At 68.2% G+C, this 20245-nt stretch carries 14 protein-coding genes; 8 read left to right on the top strand and 6 right to left on the bottom strand.

The annotated features are described in order from the left end of the window. Positions 1 to 153: 153 nt before the first annotated feature. The gene (locus tag QMO14_RS14490) at positions 154 to 798 is read left to right on the top strand and encodes a hypothetical protein (RefSeq protein WP_301507904.1); all 645 of its coding nucleotides are present in this window, start codon (positions 154 to 156) and stop codon (positions 796 to 798) included. Positions 799 to 813: 15 nt separating this feature from the next. On the opposite strand, the gene QMO14_RS14485 is transcribed toward QMO14_RS14490, so the two are convergent. The 3 genes from QMO14_RS14485 to QMO14_RS14475 form a co-directional block, all read right to left on the bottom strand. Then, entirely contained in the window at positions 814 to 4032 is a 3219-nt protein-coding gene (locus QMO14_RS14485; protein WP_301507903.1) for a bifunctional cytochrome P450/NADPH--P450 reductase, read from the bottom strand. Positions 4033 to 4432: 400 nt separating this feature from the next. After that, a complete protein-coding gene (locus QMO14_RS14480) occupies positions 4433 to 5689 on the bottom strand; it encodes a branched-chain amino acid ABC transporter substrate-binding protein (RefSeq protein ID WP_301507902.1) in 1257 nt (418 codons plus the stop codon). Positions 5690 to 5717: 28 nt separating this feature from the next. Beyond that, positions 5718 to 6413, bottom strand: a complete 696-nt coding sequence (locus QMO14_RS14475; RefSeq protein ID WP_301507901.1) for a TetR/AcrR family transcriptional regulator — start codon at positions 6411 to 6413, stop codon at positions 5718 to 5720. A gap of 85 nt (positions 6414 to 6498) precedes the next feature. On the opposite strand from QMO14_RS14475, the gene QMO14_RS14470 reads away from it, so the two are divergent. From QMO14_RS14470 to QMO14_RS14455, 4 genes are all read left to right on the top strand, one after another. Continuing rightward, positions 6499 to 8112, top strand: coding sequence for an AMP-binding protein (locus tag QMO14_RS14470; protein WP_301507900.1), 1614 nt, complete (start codon positions 6499 to 6501; stop codon positions 8110 to 8112). Between the two features lie 13 nt (positions 8113 to 8125). Beyond that, positions 8126 to 11422 carry a carboxyl transferase domain-containing protein gene (locus QMO14_RS14465; protein WP_301507949.1) on the top strand — a complete coding sequence of 1099 codons (3297 nt, stop codon included), beginning with the start codon at positions 8126 to 8128 and terminating at the stop codon, positions 11420 to 11422. Between the two features lie 65 nt (positions 11423 to 11487). Continuing rightward, the gene (locus QMO14_RS14460) at positions 11488 to 12807 is read left to right on the top strand and encodes a GDSL-type esterase/lipase family protein (protein WP_301507899.1); all 1320 of its coding nucleotides are present in this window, start codon (positions 11488 to 11490) and stop codon (positions 12805 to 12807) included. Between the two features lie 163 nt (positions 12808 to 12970). Then, on the top strand, positions 12971 to 13345 hold the full coding sequence (locus tag QMO14_RS14455; RefSeq protein ID WP_301507898.1) for a YXWGXW repeat-containing protein: 375 nt from the start codon (positions 12971 to 12973) through the stop codon (positions 13343 to 13345). Positions 13346 to 13398: 53 nt separating this feature from the next. On the opposite strand, the gene QMO14_RS14450 is transcribed toward QMO14_RS14455, so the two are convergent. The 3 genes from QMO14_RS14450 to purU all read right to left on the bottom strand — a co-directional run bounded on the left by QMO14_RS14450 (position 13399) and on the right by purU (position 16363). Beyond that, positions 13399 to 14694: a serine protease gene (locus QMO14_RS14450; RefSeq protein ID WP_301507897.1), complete on the bottom strand. Its 1296-nt coding sequence runs from the start codon at positions 14692 to 14694 to the stop codon at positions 13399 to 13401. Between the two features lie 10 nt (positions 14695 to 14704). Continuing rightward, positions 14705 to 15424: a DUF2846 domain-containing protein gene (locus QMO14_RS14445; protein WP_301507896.1), complete on the bottom strand. Its 720-nt coding sequence runs from the start codon at positions 15422 to 15424 to the stop codon at positions 14705 to 14707. Between the two features lie 72 nt (positions 15425 to 15496). Further along, positions 15497 to 16363: a formyltetrahydrofolate deformylase gene (gene purU, locus QMO14_RS14440; RefSeq protein ID WP_301507895.1), complete on the bottom strand. Its 867-nt coding sequence runs from the start codon at positions 16361 to 16363 to the stop codon at positions 15497 to 15499. Positions 16364 to 16437: 74 nt separating this feature from the next. Between purU and QMO14_RS14435 the strand changes: the two genes are divergently transcribed. From QMO14_RS14435 to QMO14_RS14425, 3 genes are all read left to right on the top strand, one after another. After that, positions 16438 to 17772, top strand: a complete 1335-nt coding sequence (locus tag QMO14_RS14435) for an aminotransferase class III-fold pyridoxal phosphate-dependent enzyme (protein ID WP_301507894.1) — start codon at positions 16438 to 16440, stop codon at positions 17770 to 17772. Between the two features lie 523 nt (positions 17773 to 18295). Further along, the gene (locus QMO14_RS14430) at positions 18296 to 18814 is read left to right on the top strand and encodes a hypothetical protein (RefSeq protein ID WP_063827435.1); all 519 of its coding nucleotides are present in this window, start codon (positions 18296 to 18298) and stop codon (positions 18812 to 18814) included. A gap of 13 nt (positions 18815 to 18827) precedes the next feature. Continuing rightward, entirely contained in the window at positions 18828 to 20228 is a 1401-nt protein-coding gene (locus QMO14_RS14425) for a CsgG/HfaB family protein (RefSeq protein WP_301507893.1), read from the top strand. Positions 20229 to 20245: the final 17 nt, after the last annotated feature.

The following is a 20245-nucleotide window of genomic DNA, read 5'->3' as shown; positions in this document are numbered from 1 at the left end:
CGTAGCAATTCGAGCCTGAAACACCAGTAAGACGATAGATTGCTGCAGATCGGATATTTCCGGCGTTCCCGCGTTCGTGTACGCAAGATTGCGGCGAGCCATGACTTCCGTCACTTGTGGCGCCGCTGGTCCGCCTAAAACAATGGCTGCACCATGCACAGCCTCCCGCCCGTCTACCCCCGCATCAGGCATGCCGGCTTTCTGGAGCAGGCGATGCGGCCGGTGCTGGACCTGATCGAGGCGCTCGGAGGCAGCCGCGAGGCGCACGAGGCCGTGGCTTTTCCACTCGCCGCGGACTCCGACCTGCTTGTGAGCTTCGTGGTCGACACCTCGGCGCGGTTCGTCACGCTGACCCGCGAAGGCCTGCAGGAAACGGGACTCGACACGCAGTCGATGTACGAGCTGGCCATCGACAACATGCTGCGGCTCGTGGCTCCCAACGTCGGCACCCGGGACTTCGGCTGCTACAGGGCGCTCGTCGCGGGCGATGGCTTCGAGGCCTGCATGCTGCTGTTGCCGGACCTCTGGGAGCAGTTCGCGCAGGAGTTCGAGGGCGAGCTGATCGCGGTGGTGCCGCGCAGCGACGTCGTCTACTTCACCGACAGCCGGGGGAGCTTCGAGTCGCGCGGCGAGGCCGTCACCGCCGCCGATGCGCTGGGCCGCATGTGTTCGGCCGCTGCCAGGATCAAGGCAGCGGCGGGAGCCGAGGGCCTTTCCGACAGGGTGATGGCGCTGACCCCGGACGGCTGGTGTGTTCGCGGCACGCTGGGCGCCTTCGCGCCTGCGATGGAGGCCTGAGCCTCCACCTCCGCTTCAGTTGCCCGCCCACACGTCCAGCACGTAGCGCTGGTCGGCAATCATCTTGTCCATCCATGCGGTGCTGTCGTGCCCGTGCTCGCGTGCGAGGTCGCTGAGCGTGCGCCGCACGTCGGGCTCCATGCGCGAGCCATCGCCGCACACGTAGACCACCGCGCCGGCTTCCAGCAGCTTCCATACGTGGGCGGCCTGCTCGCGGATCAGGTCCTGCACGTAGACCTTGCGCTCGCCGGCGCGCGAGAAGGCGGTGTGCAGTTTCATCAGGCCGCGATGCGCCCAGGCCTGCAGTTCGTCGGCGTAGATGAAGTCCTGCTCGGGGTGGCGGCAGCCGAAGAAGAGCAGCGCCTCGCCGAGCGCGGTGCCCGCCTCGGCCTGCGACGCGCGCTCCTGCAGGAAGCCGCGGAAGGGCGCGAGGCCGGTGCCGGGGCCGACCATGATGAGCGGCCGGCCCGCATCCTCCGGCAGTCTGAAGCCTTCGGCCGTGGTCTCGCGCACCACGCCGTGCACGGTGTCGCCGGCCTCGGCCCGCGCGAGGAAGTTGGAGCACACGCCCTCGAAGGTGCCGATGCCCGACCTGGCCGGTCCGCTCACCACGCCCACGGTCACGCTGCACTTGCCCGGCGTCATCGCGGGCGACGAAGAGATCGAGTAGTAGCGCGGCGAGAGCGGCGACAGCATTTCCAGGAACACGGCAAACGGCACCTGGCAGGCCGGAAACTCCTGCAGCAGGTCGAGCACCGACTTGCGCTTGTGCAGCACCTCGGCCTTGTAGTTCGCCTGCGAGGCGTCGTCGCTGCCCGACAGCGCCGCCAGCTTGGGCTTGCTGAAGGGGCATTCGGTGTACGCCGCGAGCGTGGCGATCTGCTTGCGCGTGGCCACGTCCTGCAGCTCGACATAGTCGCCCAGCAGGCGGTCGACCGCGATCACCTGCTCCACCGGCAGCGCCGCCTTGCGGCCCGTGGCCGCGTGCAGCCGCACATGGGCCGTGCGGTCGAAGCCGAAGCGTGCCATCGCGCGCTCGACCTGCGCAGGGCCGTTGCGCGGCACCACGCTCAGGTGGTCGCCGGCGCGATAGACAAGGCCCTCGGGCAGCATCAGCTCGACGTGGCGCGTGGAGCGGCCGGCCTCGCCGTTGCCACCGCTTTGCAGTTCGCGGTTCTCGATCACGCGCAGCGGCACTGCGCCCAGCGCATCGACGATCGCGTTCTTCTGCGGCGGCGGCAGTTCTTCCAGCGTGTAGAGCGGCTCGCTCTGCGCGGGCGTGTCGGCGCCGGTCTTGATGCCGAAGGCCTTTGCCAGTTCGGGCCAGAGGGCGTCGCTCCAGTCCTGGAAGGCGCCGTCCATGTCCTCGCGTGCATCGCCTTCGCCGCGCGCATGCACGCGCGTGGCGCCCAGTGCCTCCAGCCGCTCGTCGATGCGGCGCGGCACGGCCTGGTAGGTGGAGGCCCAGTCGGTGTTGCCGCAGCCGAAGACGCTGAAGCGCACGCCGTTGAGCGAATCGTCGGCCTTGTCGAGCCAGCGGTGGAACTCGGCCGCGTTGTCGGGCGCCGCGCCGTTGTACGAGGCGCAGACGATGGCGACCGCGCCGCTGGCCGGCAGGCGCTCGGCGTAGTCGTCGAGCGAGGCCAGCTGCGTCGAGAAGCCGCGCATCTCGCCGGCCTCGGCCAACTGGCGCGCCAGGTCTTCGGCGGTGCCGAGGTTGGAGCCCTGCAGCACCAGCAGCGAGGTGCCGTGGCGCGCCGCCTGCGGCTTGCGCTCTGCCTGCTGCACGGGCTGAACCGGTGCGGCGGCCGCGTCGCTCATGTTGCCGCGCGGGCGCGTGGCCGGGTCGCGCAGCAGCGCCTTGATCCTGAAGTTCTCGGGCTTGATCGTCAGCGCTTCCTTGATCTTCAGCTTGTAGCCGGTGTGGTCCACCAGGTTGAAGCGCTGCAGGATCATGCCCAGCGTGAGCACCGCCTCCTGCAGAGCGAACTGCCGCCCGATGCAGGCGCGCTGGCCATTGCCGAAGGGCTTGAAGGCGTTCACCGGCCGCTCGCGCTCGGCCTCGCGGCTGAAGTGGTCGGGGTTGAACCGGTCGGCGTCCTCGCCCCAGATGCCCTTGTCGCGATGCAGCGCCAGCGCGTGCATGATGACCATGTTGTTCTTCTTGATCGTGTACTGCCCGCCGATCTTCGTTTCTTCCTTCGCGCGCATCGAGATCGCGGGCGCGGTGGGGTACAGGCGCAGCGATTCCTTCAGCACCTGCATCACGTACTGCAGGCGGTTGACTTGCGCGTAGGTGGGCTTCTGCGTGGTGTCGGGGCCGAACACGTTGTCGACCTCGGCCTGTGCCTTGGCCATGGCCTCGGGGTTGTTCAGCAGGAAGTAGATGGCAAAGGAAAGCAGGCCGCTGGTGGTCTCGTGCCCCGCGATGAGGAATTCGATGCACTCGTCGCGGATCATCTTGTCGGTGAGCTTCTCGCCGCTCTTCTTGTCCACGCCCGCGATCATGTAGCTCAGCAGGTCGGGCTTGGTGGCAATGTCGGCCCCGCTCGCGCGCCGCTCCTCGATGATGTCTTCCACCATCTTGTGCATGTAGCGGATGTCCTTGCGCTGCTGCGCGAGCTCCTTCTTCAGCATCAGCTCCTCCAGCGGCAGGCCGCGGCGGTTCTGCACCGTCTCCAGCGTGCGCACCATCGCATCGACGAAGGGGTGGAAGCCCTCGCGGTAGAAGGAATTGAAGCGGTAGCCGAAGCCGCACAGGCCGATGGTGTCGAGCGTGAGCGCTGTCATGTCGCGCACCACGTCCACCTCCTCGTCGAAGTTCAGCCGCTCCCACTTGGTGACCAGCTGCCCGGCGATGTCCAGCATCATCGGGTGGTAGGCCTGCATCGCGCGCTGGCTGAAGTTGGCCAGCAGGATGTTGTGCGGCTTCGACCAGGTCTCCTCGTTCGTGTCGGAGGTGAAGAGGCCGTGCGAGGCCGCGCGCAGCCGGCGCAGCGCGCCGCGCGTGCTCTTGTCGAAGCGTTCTTCCTCGCAGAGTTCGTCCACCAGCGCCGGAGACGACACCACGATCACCGGCATGCCCGGCATGTCCAGCCAGTAGATGCCGCCCAGGTCCTGCGCGATCTTCCACATGTCGAGCACGGGAGAGTCGGAGCCGATCGACAGCAGGTTGCCAACGAAGGGCTTCTTCGCTGGATGCGGGATCGGGTGGAGCGAGTTTTTGCCTGCCATCGTTGTTGTGCCTTCGGGTTGGACCCGCTTCGGATGTCCGTGGTGTAACAACCGGAGTATCCCGACGGCACGGGGGCAGGGAGGACGGGGTTTCCCTTAGCTTCTGGATTCGTTTCTCGGGGTCATTCAGGGCTCGCTCACGCCGACGGGGTACTTTGCTCCGCGAATGTCCTCCGCCCTTCGGGCTCCCCCTTTATTTCGCTGCGCAAGGCACCCCGCCGTCGCGAGCGTTCAGAGCACTTGCTGATCAGGCGCAAACCAGCAGCGTGCCCTGTGCGCAGGGCACGGGTGCTCCCCGCAGCGAAATAAAGGAGGAGGGGCGCAGCCCCGGGGGACATTCGCGGAGGGGAGTACCCGGTGGCCTGCGCACACGCCCTGGACCTGGAGGCCCTTGGAAGAGTCAGGGCCGAACCATCTTGCACTCGGTACCCTGAGCCAGCTCGTTCCCGGTATAGACCGCGTCAGTGCGAAACCCGTAGTTCGTGCCTTCCCAGCCCATCTTCACGGTCTTTCCGTCCACCGGCGCAATGGTGTTGACCACTTGCGGCAACAGCAACTGATGGTCTTCGCCACGCATGCGCACCGGCCCCACCACCGAATCGAAAGTCAGGTCTTCGAGCGCATGCGCCACCTTCACCGTGTCCGTAGAGCCGGCCTTGTTGATGGCCGCGGCCAGCAGGCGCGGCGTCATGTCGATGCGCGGCGCGAGGAAGTCCTTGCCGGTCTTGGCCTTGTAGGCCTTGGCCAGCGCGTCCACCTTGGGCGTGTCGGCCTCGCCCGGATGCCATTCGGCCACCCAGGTTAGCTGGCCCAGCTTCGCCTGCGACACCGCGGTGACCGTGCCCGGCACCGAGCCCGCGCTGTGGTTGAAGTAGCGCAGGTTGTAGCCCGCGTCGCCGGCGGCCTTCAGCAGCAGCGTCATGTCCTGGCCCCAGTTGCCGGTGATGACGGAGTCGGCGCCGCTTTGCTTCACGTTGGCGATGTAGGGTGCGAAGTCCTTCACGCGGCCGATGGGGTGCAGCGTCTCGCCGACGAACTGGATGTCGGGCCGCGCCAGGCCCACCATCTGGCGGCCATAGCTGGCCCACTGCTTGCCATGCGCGTAGTCCTGGTTCAGCAGGTAGACCTTCTTCACGTCGGGCGTCTTCTTGATGTAGTTGGCCAGCGCCTTCATCTTCATCGCGGTGTTGGCCTCGGTCTGGAAGTGCCAGAAGCTGCAGCCCTTGCCCGTCATCTCGGGGTCGATGGAGGAGTGGTTCAGCACGATCAGCTCCTTGCCCGGGTTGCGCTGGTTCCAGCGCGCCACCGACTGCACCAGCGCCGTGACCACCGAGGAGCCCGATCCACCAGTCACGATGGCCTTCGCGCCCTGGTCGATGGCCGCCTGCAGCGCGCTCTGGCTTTCCTGGGCCGACAGCTTGCTGTCGAACTGCAGCAGCTGCAGCTTCGTGCCGCCGAGCACGCCGCCCTTGGCGTTGATGTCCTCGATGGCGTATTGCGTGTGCATCAGCATCAATTCGCCCACGTTGGCGAAGGGCCCCGAGAGCGGGTCGATGTAGGCGATCTTGTAGGWCGCCTGCTGGGCGTGCGCAGCGCCGGCCGTGGCGGCCAGGCAGGCAAGAGCGATCCGCGCCAGTGGCGCATTCCTGAACTTCATGATGGTTTGTCTCCGGAGGTTGTTGTCTTCAGTTCTTCGTTCGCAGCCCGATCACGCGGCTGGCCAGCTTGGTGAGCTCGGCCACCACCTCGTCGGGCGAGAGGCGCCCGCCCGGGCGATACCAGCTGTAGAGAAAGCCCGGCAGGCTGCAGGCAGCCAGCGCGGTGATCTTTGTTTCGTCGAAGTCGAGGTCGCCGTCGGCGCGCGCTTCCTCGAGCAGCGGGCACAGCAGGTCGTAGAAGTGGTGCGCGAGCTTCTTCTGCGCGGCGAGGTACTCGGGCCGGTATACCTGCGGCTCGCGGTACGGGAAGAAGGCCACGGGGTGGTGCGAGATGGTCGCGCGGATGAGCCGCTCGATGCCTTCGAGCACCTTCTCGCTCGCGCGGCGCGGATCGGTGGCGGCGAAGTCGAGCGCGGTGAAGCAGTCGACAGCGGGGCGCCACGAGAGCGTCTCGAAGATCTCCTGCTTGTCGCGGAAGTAGTAGTAGACGAAGGGCTTGGTCATGCCCAGCTCGCGCACGATCTGCGCCATGGTGGTGTTGGCGTAGCCCTGGGCCGCGAAGAGCTGCGCGGCCGCCTGCAGGATGCGCTCGCGCTGCTGGTCGGTGCCCTGCGTGGCCGCGCGCTGCCGGCCCGTGCCCTGGGGCAGGTGCGGCTGCGCCGTGACGTTGCCCTGGTCTGCGGAGCCAGAGGGTTTTTGCCGTGTCGCGGAAGTTATACCCATGGGTAGGATTGTTCGTGCACCATGCACCATTGGCAAGCGCCTGCCCCTTGCGGGCTGCTATCGATAACCCTGAGAAAGTGACGCCATGGAGACATTGCCCGACCGCCCGCAGCAGCCCCTGCACGAGTACCTGCGCACCCACGCGCGCGAGCGCGGCGACAGCCCCGCCTGCATCTGGTACGGCAACACCACGAGCTGGAGCGAGCTCGACCGCGCCAGCGACGCCTTCGCGGCGCGCCTGCAGGCGCTGGGCGTCGGCAAGGGCGAGCCGGTGGTGCTCTTTCTCAACAACTGCCCTCAGTATCTGGTCGCGCACTTCGGCATCCAGAAGATCGGCGCCATCGTCTGCCCGAGCGGGCCGCTCAACAAGGAGCACGAGCTGGCCTACCAAGTCAACGACCTGAAGGCGCGCGTGATCGTCGCGGCCGCGCCGCTGCTGCCGGTGGTGCGCAAGGTGCAGCCCGAAAGCTCGCTCGAGCATGTGTTCGTGGTGCACTACGCCGACCTGCTGCCGGCCGAGCCCGCGCTCGACCTGCCGGCAGAGCTGGCCGCCGAACGCAAGACGGAGCGCAGCGTGCCCGAAGGCTGCGAAGACTTTCTCGCCGTGATGCGCGCCGACGCGAAGCCGCAGCCAGTGGCCATCGACATGGACGACGTGGCGCTCATGACCTACACCTCGGGCACCACCGGCCTGCCCAAGGGCGCGATGCTGAGCTACGGCAACGCGCTCTTCAAGACGCGCGCGGCGGCCGACTGCAACGGCGTGGGCCCCGCCGACGTGCTGCTCTCGATCGCGCCGCTCTATCACATCGCCGGCATGCTGATGGGCGTCAACGTGCCGGTGCTCACCGGCGCGGCCTCGGTGCTGCTGCACCGCTTCGATCCGCGCGCGGCGCTGCAGGCCATCGCCGCATACAAGGTGAGCTGGTGGTACAGCATCGCGCCGATGAACGTGGCCTGCATGCAGGTGCCGGACATCGCCAGCTTCGACCTGCGCAGCCTGAAGATGAACCCGGTGACCAGCTTCGGCATCGCCTTCACCGAGCCGCTGGCGCTGCAGTGGCGCTCGCACGCGCCTAACTGCACGTCCTTCGAGGCCGCCTACGGCCTGAGCGAGACCCACACCTGCGACACCTACACGCCGCACCATGCGCCGCGCTGGGGCACGCAGGGCGTGGCGGTGCCGGGCGTGAAGATCCGCATCGTCGATGCCGACACGCAGGCCGACCTGCCCGCGGGCGAGGTCGGCGAGATCGTGCTCACCAGCCCCGGCACCTTCAAGGGCTACTGGAACAAGCCCGAGGCTACGGCCGCCACGCTGCGCAACGGATGGGTGCACACGGGCGACATGGGCAAGATCGACGCCGACGGCTACCTGACCTTCATCGGTCGCTTCAAGGAGATGATCAAGGTCTCGGGCTACAGCGTGTTCCCGGAGGAGGTCGAGACCATCCTCATCAAGCATCCGGCGGTGGCGCAGGCGGCGGTCATCGCGCAGCCCGACGCGGAAAAGGGCGAGGTCGTGAAGGCCTTCATCGTGCGCAAGCCCGGCGCCGAGCTCGATGCGGAGGCGCTCATCGCATGGGCGCGCGACAACATGGCGAGCTACAAGGCGCCGCGCGCAGTGAGCTTCATCGACGCGCTGCCCACCACCGGCGCCGGCAAGGTGCTGCGCCGCCTGCTCAAAGACAAAAGCTGAGAGGTTCCGTTTGCTGTTCTCCAAAGTTCTGATTGCCAACCGCGGCGAGATCGCGGTGCGCCTGGTGCGCGCGCTGCGCGACCTGGGCATCGCCAGCGTGGCGGTGCATGCGCGAGACGATGCCGCCGCACTGCATGCGCAACTGGCCGACACGGCGGTGGCGCTCGACGCGACCGGCCCTTGCGCATACCTCGATGCCGCCGCGCTGATCGCCGTGGCGAAGGCGCAGGGTTGCGACGCGGTGCATCCCGGCTACGGCTTCCTCAGCGAGCGCGCCGACTTCGCGCAGGCCTGCGCGGATGCGGGCCTGGTCTTCATCGGCCCCACGCCGGAGCAGCTCGGCCTGTTCGGAGACAAGGCGCGCGCGCGTGAGCTCGCCACGCAATGCGACGTGCCCGTGATGCCCGGCAGCCCCGGCGCCGTGACGCTCGCGCAGGCGCAGGCCTTCTTCGCACAGCAGCACGCGCAGGGCGCGGGCGTGATGGTCAAGGCCATCGGCGGCGGCGGCGGGCGCGGCATGCGCGCGGTGCTGGATGCGCAGGAGTTGCCCGAGGCGCATGCGCGCTGCATGTCCGAAGCCAAGGCGGCCTTCGGCATCGAGGGCGTATACGTCGAGCGGCTGATGCTGAATGCGCGGCACATCGAGGTGCAGGTGATCGGCGACGGCAAGGCCGTGGCAAGCCTCGGCGAGCGCGAATGCACGCTGCAGAGGCGCTTCCAGAAGCTGGTGGAAATCGCGCCCAGCCCTTCGCTGCCCGAGGCATTGCGCGCGCAGGTCACGCAGGCCGCGCTGCGCATGGCGAAGGCGGTGGGCTATCGCGGGCTCGGCACCTTCGAGTTCCTGGTCGATGCGTCTTCTGCGACGCTGCCCTTCGTGTTCATCGAGGCCAATCCGCGCCTGCAGGTCGAGCACACGGTGACCGAGGCGGTGACGGGGCTGGACCTCGTGCAGCTGCAGATCGCTGTCGCCGCCGGCCAGCCGCTGGCCGAGCTCGGCGTGGAGGACGACCGCACGGCGCCGCAGCGCGGCTTCGCGGTGCAGTGGCGCATCAACGCCGAGACGCTCGACGCACAGGGCAACGCACGGCCTTCGGGCGGCACGCTCGCGCGCTTCGACCTGCCGGCCGGCCCCGGCGTGCGCGTGGACACGCACGGCTACGCGGGCCTGGCGCCTTCGCCGCACTACGACACGCTGCTCGCCAAGCTCATCGTGCATTCGCCGTCACAGCGTTTCGAGGACGCGCTGCGCCGCTCGCTGCGCGCGCTCGACGAGTGTCACATCGACGGCATCGCCACCAACCTCGCGCTGCTGCGTGCCATCGCGGCGCGGCCCGAGTTCGCGACGCAGGCGGTGCACACGCGCTTCGTGGAGGCGCATCTGGGCGATCTGCTCGCCGCCGCTTCGGCGCTGGAGAAGCAGGTGCGAAAGACGGTGGCCGCTCCGGTTGGGCAGATGCCCGTTGCCGGCGATGACGATTCCGACGAACTCACCGTCAAGGCCCCGATGCCCGCGCGCCTCGTGCAGCTCGAGGTCGAGGTGGGCGACGTGCTGCCGGTCGGCGCGCAGCTCGGCGTGTTGGAAGCCATGAAGATGGAGCATCTGCTGCACGCGCCCGTGGCCGGCCGCGTGGTGGCGCTGCAGGCCGCGCCGGGCGACTACCTCGTCGAGGGGCAGTCGCTGGTGCGGCTCGAAGCCGTAGACGCGCAGGCCGTGCAGGCCGAGGCGCGCGCCGAGCATGACCTCGACGCGATCCGCCCCGACCTGCAAAAAGTGATCGACCGCCATGCTTTCACGCTCGACGCCAACCGCAAGGCGGCCGTCGACAAGCGCCATGCGCAGGGCGGCCGCACCGCGCGCGAGAACATCGCGGACCTGTGCGACACAGTTTCCGACCCTGCCAACTTCATCGAGTACGGCGCGCTCGCCATCGCCGCGCAGACGCGCCGCCGCACGCTGGAAGACCTGGTTGTCAACACGCCCGCCGATGGCATGGTCACGGGGCTGGGCAGCGTCAACGCGAAGCAGTTCGGGCCCGAGGCCTCGCGCTGCGCGGTGCTGGCCTACGACTACACCGTGCTGGCCGGCACGCAGGGCATGCGCAACCACCACAAGACCGACCGACTGCTCGCGGTGGCGCATCAGCTGAAGCTGCCGGTGGTGCTCTTCGCGGAAGGCGGCGGCGGGCGGCCGGGCGATACCGACATGCCCATCGTGGCCGGCCTCAACAACCACACCTTCAGCCAGTTCGCGGCGCTCTCGGGCAAGGTGCCGGTGGTGGGCATCGTGCATGGCCGCTGCTTCGCGGGCAATGCGGCGCTGCTGGGCTGCGCCGACGTGATCATCGCCACCAGGGGCAGCAACATCGGCATGAGCGGCCCCGCGATGATCGAGGGCGGCGGGCTCGGCACCTTCGCGCCGGAGCAGATCGGGCCGAGCGGGGTGCAGTCGCGCAACGGCGTGATCGACATCCTGGTGGAAGACGAGGCCGCGGCGGTGGCCGCCGCGAAGCAGTACCTCTCGTACTTCCAGGGCGCGACCACCGACTGGCAGTGCGCCGACCCGCGCACGCTGCGCCACGTGGTGCCCGAGAACCGACTGCGGGTGTACGACGTGCGCGCCGCGATGCGCGGCGTGGCCGACACCGGCTCGCTGCTCGAACTGCGCGCGGGCTTCGGCGCGGGCATCGTCACCGCGCTCGCGCGCATCGAGGGCAGGCCGGTCGGGCTGATGGCCAACAACCCGCATCACCTGGGCGGCGCCATCGACGTGGAGGCGGCCGACAAGTCCGCGCGCTTCATGCAGCTGTGCAATGCGCACGGCCTGCCAATTGTTTCGTTGTGCGACACGCCCGGCTTCATGGTCGGGCCCGAGATCGAGGCGCAGGCGCAGGTGCGCCATGTATGCCGCATGTTCATGGTGGCTTCGCATCTGCGCGTGCCCTTCTTTGCCGTGGTGCTGCGCAAGGGCTATGGCCTGGGCGCACAGGCGATGACGGCTGGCGGCTTCGATGCGCCGGTGTTCACCGTGGCCTGGCCCACCGGCGAGTTCGGCGCGATGGGGCTCGAAGGTGCGGTGCGGCTGGGCTTCCGCAAGGAACTGGCCGCCGCGCCCGAAGGCGCCGAGCGCGATGCGCTGTTCAGGAAGCTGGTGGGGCAACAGTACGAGAACGGCGAGGCGATCCACATGGCGCAGACGCTCGAGATAGACGCGGTGATCGACCCCGCCGACACGCGCACCTGGCTGGTGCGCGGGCTGTCGTCCGCGACGAAGGCGCAAGCGCCTGCTGTTGCCTACGTAGACACCTGGTAACCGGGCTTTAGACCTCGTCACGTACGGGAGATCGGTGGCTCCGTACACTGGCCCGCTTTGCTTGCATGAATCTGGTTTCCCGTTGGGTGGCCCGCCTTCGCGACGTGGCCGTCGCGCACTGGGCGGCGGCCTTCTTCCTTGCCTTGCTGGCCGTCGGTGTGCATGCCGTCACGACGGATGGGCGGCCGCGGCAGCCCGCCGAGGCGCATTGGGTCGCGAGCTGGGCCGTGGCGCCCCTCGACTTCGCCGAGTTGGCCGCGAGTCCGGGCGGCGCCAAGTACTCCTCGCCCGCAGGCAATGACCTGCGCGGGCGCACGCTTCGCCAGAAGGTGGAACTGTCGCTCGATGGCGAGCGCATCCGCATCCGCTTCTCGAACCGCTTCGGCAAGACGCCGCTGCGCATCGCCGCCGCGAGCGCCGCGCGCGGTACCGGCGCCGAGGCCTTCTCGCCGGCCACCCTGCGCGAGCTTCGCTTCGGCGGGCGGCCCACCGTCACCATCGCACCCGGCGCCGAGGTGTGGAGCGACGGCGTCGATCTGGCGGTGCAGGCGGGGCAGACCGTGGTCGCGAGCGCCTTCTTCGATCGCGCCGCGCCGTTCGCCACCATCGCCCTGCAGGAGCCGGGCACGACATGGATGGCGCCCGGCAACGCGGTGAGGGCACCGAAGCTCCAGAACCCGACGCCGCTTTCGTTCAACCAGATCGTGACCGGGCTGGACGTGCTCACGACCAAGCCCATCCGCACTGTCGTGGCCTTCGGCGACTCGATCACCGCGGGCGGCGCGGAAGCCACGCTCGGCTCCTATCCGGACATGCTCGCCACGCGCCTGCGCGATACGCAACCCGGCGGGCAGGACGTCGCGGTGCTCAACGTGGGCATCGGCGGCAACCGCCTGCTGGCCGACGGCATCGGGCCCAGCGGTCTTTCGCGCTTCGAGCTCGACGTGCTGAAGCAGAGCAGCGCGACGCACGCGATCATCCTGCTGGGCACCAACGACATCGGCCGCGCGATGTTCGCCAAGGTGCCGGGCGCCGAGCTGAAGTCGCGCGACGTGCCGACGGCCGAGCGCATCACCGAGGGCCTGCAGCAGCTCGCGAAGCAGGCGCGCGCCAAGGGCGTGAAGGTGCTGATCGGCACCGTGCCGCCGTTCAGGAACACGCCCTACTGGAGCGAAGCGAGCGAGGCCATGCGCGAGGCCGTCAACCTCTGGATCCGCGGCAGGCAGGACATCGACGGCGTGATCGACTTCGACGCCGCGCTGCGTGACCCGGCCGATCCGCAGGCGCTGAACCCGCTGTTCGATTCGGGTGACCATCTGCATCCCAACAAGGCCGGCCATGCCGCGATGGCCGCGGCCATCGACCTGCGGGAACTGCAGGAATGAGCCTTTCATGGGCTTCCTGCGCGAGTGAGTGAGCGCTAGCAAGAGCCAGAAAGACCCCAAAGGCGCGTCACAGCTTTACACAAGACTTCGCGCGCGGCTTACAGGAGGTTCACAAGGGCTGGGCAGCATGAAGGTTCCTCCAACAACTCATGAGGAGTTCTTCATGAAAAAACTCGCATTGGCTCTTTCCGTGGGCGCTGCATCGCTTCTGTCGGTGGGCGCGCTGACCGTTCCGACGGCCGCGCAGGCGCAACCCGTGGTCACCATCCAGGTGCCGCCACCCCCGCCGCGCTATGAACGCGTTCCGCCGCCGCGCCGCGGCTACGTGTGGGCACCGGGGCACTACGAGTGGCGCGGCGGCCGCCACGTGTGGATCCGCGGCGGCTGGGTCCGTGCCCGCCCGGGCTATGCCTACCGTCCGCCGCAGTGGCGCCAGGACGGCGGCCGCTGGGTCTACAACGCGGGTCGCTGGGACCGTGACGGCGACGGCGTGCCCAACCGCTACGACCGCCGGCCGAACAATCCGTATCGCAACTGACGCCACGGGCGTGCGGGGCTGCCTTGCGAGGCAGCCCCGCCGCATCGAGCTCCCTAGCGGATGCTGACCAGTTCCAGGGTTTCGCGGACCTGGAATGCGGCCGGCCCCGCGCCGCCGCGTGTTTCCGCCTCGAAACGCACCACGCGCTTGAGTTCCGGCGAGAACCAGACGTTCGCGAGATAGCGGCCGTATTGGTTGCCGACCACGGCGCCCGCGTTCGGGAAGCGTTGCGTATATCCCTTGTATTCGATGCGCACGACCTTGAGCTCCCTGCCGCCAATGGTCAGCGCGGTGTCTTCCATCACCGTCGCGTTCAGGTCCATGTTGGAGCGCGAGCCGCCCAGCGTGGAGTTGTAGCGGGCTCTCCAGGCGGCTTCTTCCTTGAGGTTCTCCTTGGTCCAGCCGCCTGGCGGCATGACCGAATCGAATTCGCCCGCGATGGCCGAAGTGACGCTGACGACTTCGCCGTTCGGCTTCTCGACCCAGCCGCCGTTGTTGAAGCTGATCTGCTCGTCCGTCGAAGGGTCGATCCTGTAGACCACCTTGCGGTAGGTGTTGGTGAGGCGGTCGTGCAGCTGGTATTCGATGACGTTGGGCCGACCCGCCACCAGGCTTGCCGGGCCGCTGGTGCCAATTGCGGGGCCGCCGCTGGCCGGGTTGGCGACAGGCAGCGAAGCGAGCCGCTCGATCGCTCGCCCGCCGCGTTCGGGCAACTGCGCGATCCACGATGCCGGCATCGCGAGGTTTGTGAGTGGCGCACCCGTGGCTGATGCGGGAAGCAGGCCCACGAGCCGGCCCTGTGCATCGAACACTCCGGCACCGCCGAGTCCTGCTTCCGCAGCGGCAGCCAGTTGCAACGCTTCCAGTTCGCCCGCCGCGCCGCGGCGGATGCCCCCCAGCATGCCGACGCCCAGCGTCAGTTCCCTGCCGCGCGGAGAGCCGACGACGTAGAGCGGCATGCCGACCTGCAATGCGTTGGCCGGTGCCACTTCGGCGACGGGGGCGGGCAGATTCGGGATGCGCAGCTGGCACAGGTCGCGTTCCACGTCGGGCAGTGCCAGCGTGGCGCCGTAGCTCACGTTGTCGCGCTTCAGCGTCACAGTGCTCGCTTTTGCGAGCAGCTGGCAACTGGTCACTGCGGTGCCGGCGCCCGTGGCGACCGCGCTGCCGGTGGCGAGCACTTTGCCTTGAGCGTCACTGGCCTGCACCACCCACACGCTGGGCGAGACGCGGGCAAAGAGCGCGTCGGGTGCGAACGCCGTGGTATTGCGCGAATCCTGCGCGGAGGCCGTCAGGACTGGCAGGGCGATGGCGAGCGCTGCAAGCGCCGGAGAAGACAGGTATTTCATCGCGCGCGTCTCAGCGGTTGGCCTGCAGGAGCAAGCGCAGATCGTTCAGGGAAGTCCTGGCAAAAGGAGTGGGTTCGGGCGCCGCCGGTACCGTGGTGCGAGCGACGGGCGATGGTGCTGCCGCTGCAGCTGCCGCTGCCGCCGGCGGCTGGGCGGGTGCCAGTGGCGCGGCGGCCACCGTTGCCGTGGGAACCACGGGCTTGCTCACTGCCATGGGGACCGCGGCCGTGGGCGCTGTCGCAGCACTTGCGGGCGGTGCGACGGTGGAAGCCTTGGCGGTCCTGGATTCTGGGAAGGCGTCGTCATAGGCCAGCGATTGCAGTTCCTTGCGGCCTTCGGCTTCGGAAACGCGTTCGAAATTCGGATGGCCGACGAAAACGCCCATGCTGATGCTCATCGAGACATAGGCTGTCTGCTTCGGCCGCAGCACGACGTCGATCGTGCCTTCGGCCTCGGTCCGGGCGCTGGCCCGGTAGGTGCCGGCCGGACGGTCGATATAGAAGAAGCTGTTGGGCCGGGACGTGCCCACCACCTTGCCGTTCACCGAGACATCGGGCTGGACCGCCATGCCGATGATGGAATTTCGATAGAAGTAAATCCGCCCTTCGTTCTCACCCAGCGACGGCATGCTGCCCGCCATCTCCGAGAACCGGGGCCCGCTCGCCGAGCACCCGAACAGGCCGGCCGCAAGCACGGCCAGCAAAACCCCACCGATCCAACGTCGCAACATCGCGCCTTCTCCTCTTTTTCTGGCGCGAGATGCTACACCCGCCTTCCTGCGGGCCTTGGCTTCAGCGAAAGCTCAGCGGAATACCACCGTGCGGTGCCCGTTCAGCAGCACCCGGTGCTCGCTGTGCCACTTCACCGCGCGCGCCAGCACCTGGCTTTCGGTGTCGCGGCCGCGGGCCGTGAGGTCTTCCACCGTGTCGGTGTGGTCGGCGCGGGCCACGTCCTGCTCGATGATCGGGCCTTCGTCGAGGTCGGCCGTCACGTAGTGGGCGGTGGCGCCGATCAGCTTCACCCCGCGGTCGTGGGCCTGGTAGTAGGGCTTGGCGCCCTTGAAGCTCGGCAGGAACGAGTGGTGGATGTTGATCGCGCGGCCCGACAGGCTGCGGCAGAGGTTGTCGCTCAGGATCTGCATGTAGCGCGCGAGCACCACGAGTTCGGCGCCCTCGGCCTCGATGATCTCGAGTTGCCTGGCCTCGGCCTGCGCCTTGGTCGCGCCCGTCACCGGGATGTGGTGGAAGGGCACGTTGTAGCTGGCGGCCAGCTGGTAGAAGTCGCGGTGGTTCGAGATGATGGCGCGCACGTCGATGGCGAGCAGGCCGCTCTTCCAGCGGAACAGCAGGTCGTTGAGGCAGTGGCCTTCCTTGCTGACCATGATGACGGTCTTCATCGGCTCGGCGGCCGCGTGCAGCTGCAGCGTCATGCCGAAGCCGGTGGCGAAGGCCTTCAGCTCCTCGCGCAGCACGGCTTCGCTGTGGGCGCCGCAGGCGAAGCGCACGCGCATGAAGAAAAGACCCGTGTCATGGTCGTTGTACTGGGCCGCCTCCTCGATGTTGGCGCCGTGCTCGAGCAGGAAGCCCGAAACGGCGTGCACGATGCCCGTCCGGTCGGGGCAGTAGAGGTTCAGGATGTAGGCGGGCGAGGTGGGCGTAGAGGTCGTCATCGGGATGGGATTGTCGCAGGGGTGCCAGAATCGCGATTTTCCCCTCCCAGATAACCCAACCGCAGGAGCGAGACATGGCCTACCAGGACTTCAACATGGACAACCAGTGGTTGCCCTTCACCCCCAACCGTCATTTCCGCAAGGACCCGCGCGTGTTCGTGGCGGCCGACGGCATGGAGTTCACCACCCACGACGGGCGCAAGGTGATCGACGGCATCTCGTCGCTGTGGTGCGTGGGCGCGGGCCACAACCGCAAGCCGATCAACGAGGCGATCAAGCAGCAGCTCGACACGCTGGACTACGCCACCGCCTTCCAGGTGAGCAACGACAAGGCCTTCAGGGCGGCCGAGATGATCGCCTCGCTGGCCCCGGGCGACCTGAACAAGGTGCTGTTCTGCAACTCGGGCTCGGAAGCGGCCGACACCTCGATGAAGGTGGCGCTGGCCTATCACCGCGCGCGCGGCGAGGGCCACCGCAACGTGTTCATCGGCCGCGAGAAGGGTTATCACGGCGTGGGCTTCGGCGGCATGTCGGTGGGCGGCATTCCGGGGAATCGCAAGGTGTTCGGCTCGGCCTTCCTGCCGCGCGTGGACCATATGCGCTTCATCCACGACCCGGTGAACCACGCCTACATCCACAACGAGGAGCCGGTGTGGGCCGAAGACCCGCTGGTCGAGCTCGAAACCCGCATCCTGCCGCTGCACGACCCGAGCAACGTGGCCGCGATCATCGTGGAGCCGGTGGCCGGTTCGGCCGGCTGGTACCTGCCGCCCAAGGGCTACCTGAAGCGCCTGCGCGAGATCTGCGACAAGCACGGCATCCTGCTGATCTTCGACGAGGTCATCACCGGCTTCGGCCGCATGGGCACCAACTTCGCGTCCGACTACTTCGGCGTGGTGCCCGACATGCTGAACTTCGCCAAGTGCGTGACCAACGGCGTCATCCCGCTGGGCGGCGTGATCTGCCGCGACAAGCTCTACGACGCGATGATGAAGACCGACGCACCCGAGCACGTGGTCGAGTTCTTCCACGGCTACACCTACTCGGGCCACCCGGTGGCCTGCGCGGCCGCCATTGCCACGCTCGATCTCTTCAAGCAGGAGAACCTCTTCACGCGCGCAGGCGAAATGGGCAAGGTGCTGGGCGATGCCTCCCACAGCACGCTGAAGGGCCTGCCCAACGTCATCAGCATCCGCAGCCTCGGCCTCGCCGCGGCGGTGGAGCTCGCACCCATCGCGGGCACGCCGGGCAAGCGCGCCTACGAGATCTTCCTCGACTGCTTCCACAAGGGCGCGCTGGTGCGGCCCGCGGGCGACGTGCTGGTGATCGCGCCGCCGTACATCGTCGAGAAGTCGCACATCGACACGCTGGTGAACACGCTGGCCGATTCGATCAAGGCGCACGCCTGAGCAGAGCCGGCGATCGGCCGGAGACCGATGGTCGGAGGCTGCCGGTGAAGGCGGCGGGAACGCGCGGCACGTGAATGCTCGCGGCCCGCCGCCTTTTCTTTTCCGCGGGGCGCGCCATGCTGACGCTGCGATCGAGCCACGTCAGGCGGCTGCCGGGCGGGCTTCTTCCTGTCACCGCCGACTCCGGCGAGGTCTTTCTTCTGCTTTGACAGAACGCGGCCGGCGCATCACGCTCCGGCCAGGAAAAAGAGCAGGAGACGGAGATGCCCAGAAGCGTCGAGCGTTGGATGGATCGACCATTTCCCACGGGCCGCCAGATTGTTCTCATGGTGGTGGCGCTGGGCTCGGTCAGCGTCTGGTTGCTGCTCTGGTTCGGCGATTAGAGCCTGTTCATTTCTACCGTTTCCCGGGATGCCGTCTACCGTTTCCCGGGATACTGGTCACGGCGGCCGGTATCTAGCATTCCCTCGCGAAACGCAGCACCCGTGAATTCATCGGGTGTGTCTTCGAGAGAGGGACCGTCATGCAACGCGTATTTCTTTGGGCACTGCTGTGCGTGCCTCTGGCTGCGCACGCCAACAACGTCGGCGAGAACGCCGCATGGCAGTTCCAGACCAGCACCGACAAGGTCAACCAGGCCGCGATCCAGGACATGATCCGCAAGCAGAAGAGCGGCTACTACTCCGCGCCGGTCTACAACACGAACAACTACATCGGCCGCCAGTACAACTGCAACGTCTCGGCCAGTTCCACCGGCAACGACGGCAACAACAGCACGGTGGCGAATTCGCCGAGCACGGCAGGCGCCACCTCGAACGCATCGGGCAACGACAGCCGCACGGCGGTGGGCACGCTGGGCGGTGCGACGGTGGGCACCTCGCAGGCCAACTCGGGTGCGGTGGCGTCGGGCATCGTGGGCGGCACCAGCTCGCAGGTGCAGGGCGCGGCCAACCAGGCGCTGAATTCGGCGCAGGGCAACACCGGCGCGCAGACCGCGAGCGTGGGCGGCAGCTCGGCCTGCGCCTTCGGCGTGCTCAACTGAGCGGGAGCGAGTCATGCAGCATCGCATCCGCCGTACACCCGTTCTCGCAGCAGCCGTCGCCACGCTGGCGCTCGCGGGCTGCGTCTCCGCGCCGCAGCAGCGCTTCGCGCCGAACGAGGCACCGGTGGTGCTCGGCCCCTCGGTGCGCGACAACGTCACGCCGATGGAGGCGGTGCTCGCCTGCTACGCCGACCACATCGCGGCCACGCGCCGCGCGCCGGTGATCATCGGCGTGGGCGACGTGAAGGACTACACCGGCAAGTACAGCATCAACGAAGGCAACGCCATCACGCAGGGCGGCGCGCTCATGGTGTATTCGGCACTCGGCAAGCTCGGCGGCGCGGTGAGCATCGCCGAGCGCTTCGACCCGGTGATCGCCGAGCGCGAGCTCGCGTATGCCGACCGCCGCCAGCTCGGCGACGGCCGCACGCACCAGCTCGGCGGTCCCAACGGCGGACAGAACGTGCCGTGGCTGCCGTACTTCGGCGGCACCATCAACAAGTCCGACTACTTCATCGTGGGCGGCATCACCGAGCTCAACTACAACATCAACTCGGGTGGCGCCGAGTTCGGCGTCAACCAGGTGGGGGTGAAGGCGCGCACCTTCAGCCAGTCGGTGAGCATCGACCTGCGCATCGTCGACACCAAGTCGCTGATGGTGGTGCGCACAGTGAGCCTCACCAAGCAGTTCAACGGCTACGAGGTGGGCCTGAACGTGTTCCGCTTCTTCGGCAGCAAGCTGTACGACGTGGACATCGGCGCCAAGGGCCAGGAGCCGGTGCAGATGGGCGTGCGCGCCGCGCTGGAGGAGGGTGTTGTGCGCCTCATGTCGGCCGTCACCCAGGTCGACTATCGCCCCTGCATGACGATGCGCCCAGGCGGCGGCGAGCCCATCGCGCTCACGCCGGCAGCCGAGCTGCGCAAGGTCGACAACCCTGGCGACGCGGCCGTGGGCGGCGCCGCGGTCACTTCTGCGGTAGTGCAGGGCGGCGTGGCCGTCAATGCCGCTGGCGCGGGTGGCGCGCGCCTCACGGGCACGGCGACGCAGGTGCCCTTCGACTTCGGTGCGACCACACTGGCCGGCAGCTCGCTCGCGCTGATCGACCAGATCGCCGGCGCTGCCAAGAAGGGCACGACCGACATCGTGCTGGTGGCGCGTGACACCGAGAACTGGGACGCCCGCAAGCGCGACGAGCTCACCGACCAGCGCATCGCGGCCGTGACCTCGGCGCTGGCCAACCGGGGCGTGGCGCCGGGCGCCATCAGCATCACCTGGCGGCCGGACGCGGCCGACACCTCGATCCACCGCGACGGCCCGGGCCTGCAGGAGATCGCCAAGCTGCGCATCGGCAGCCCGGTGGTCAGCGGCTCGGCGCCTTCGCCTTCTTCCGACAGCGCCGTCAAGGGCGACTGACCGGCTCCGCGCGCACA

It is taken from the genome of Variovorax sp. CAN15, assembly GCF_030462475.1.
Lineage (GTDB): Bacteria > Pseudomonadota > Gammaproteobacteria > Burkholderiales > Burkholderiaceae_C > Variovorax.
This window is presented reverse-complemented; position numbering and strand designations above follow the sequence as displayed.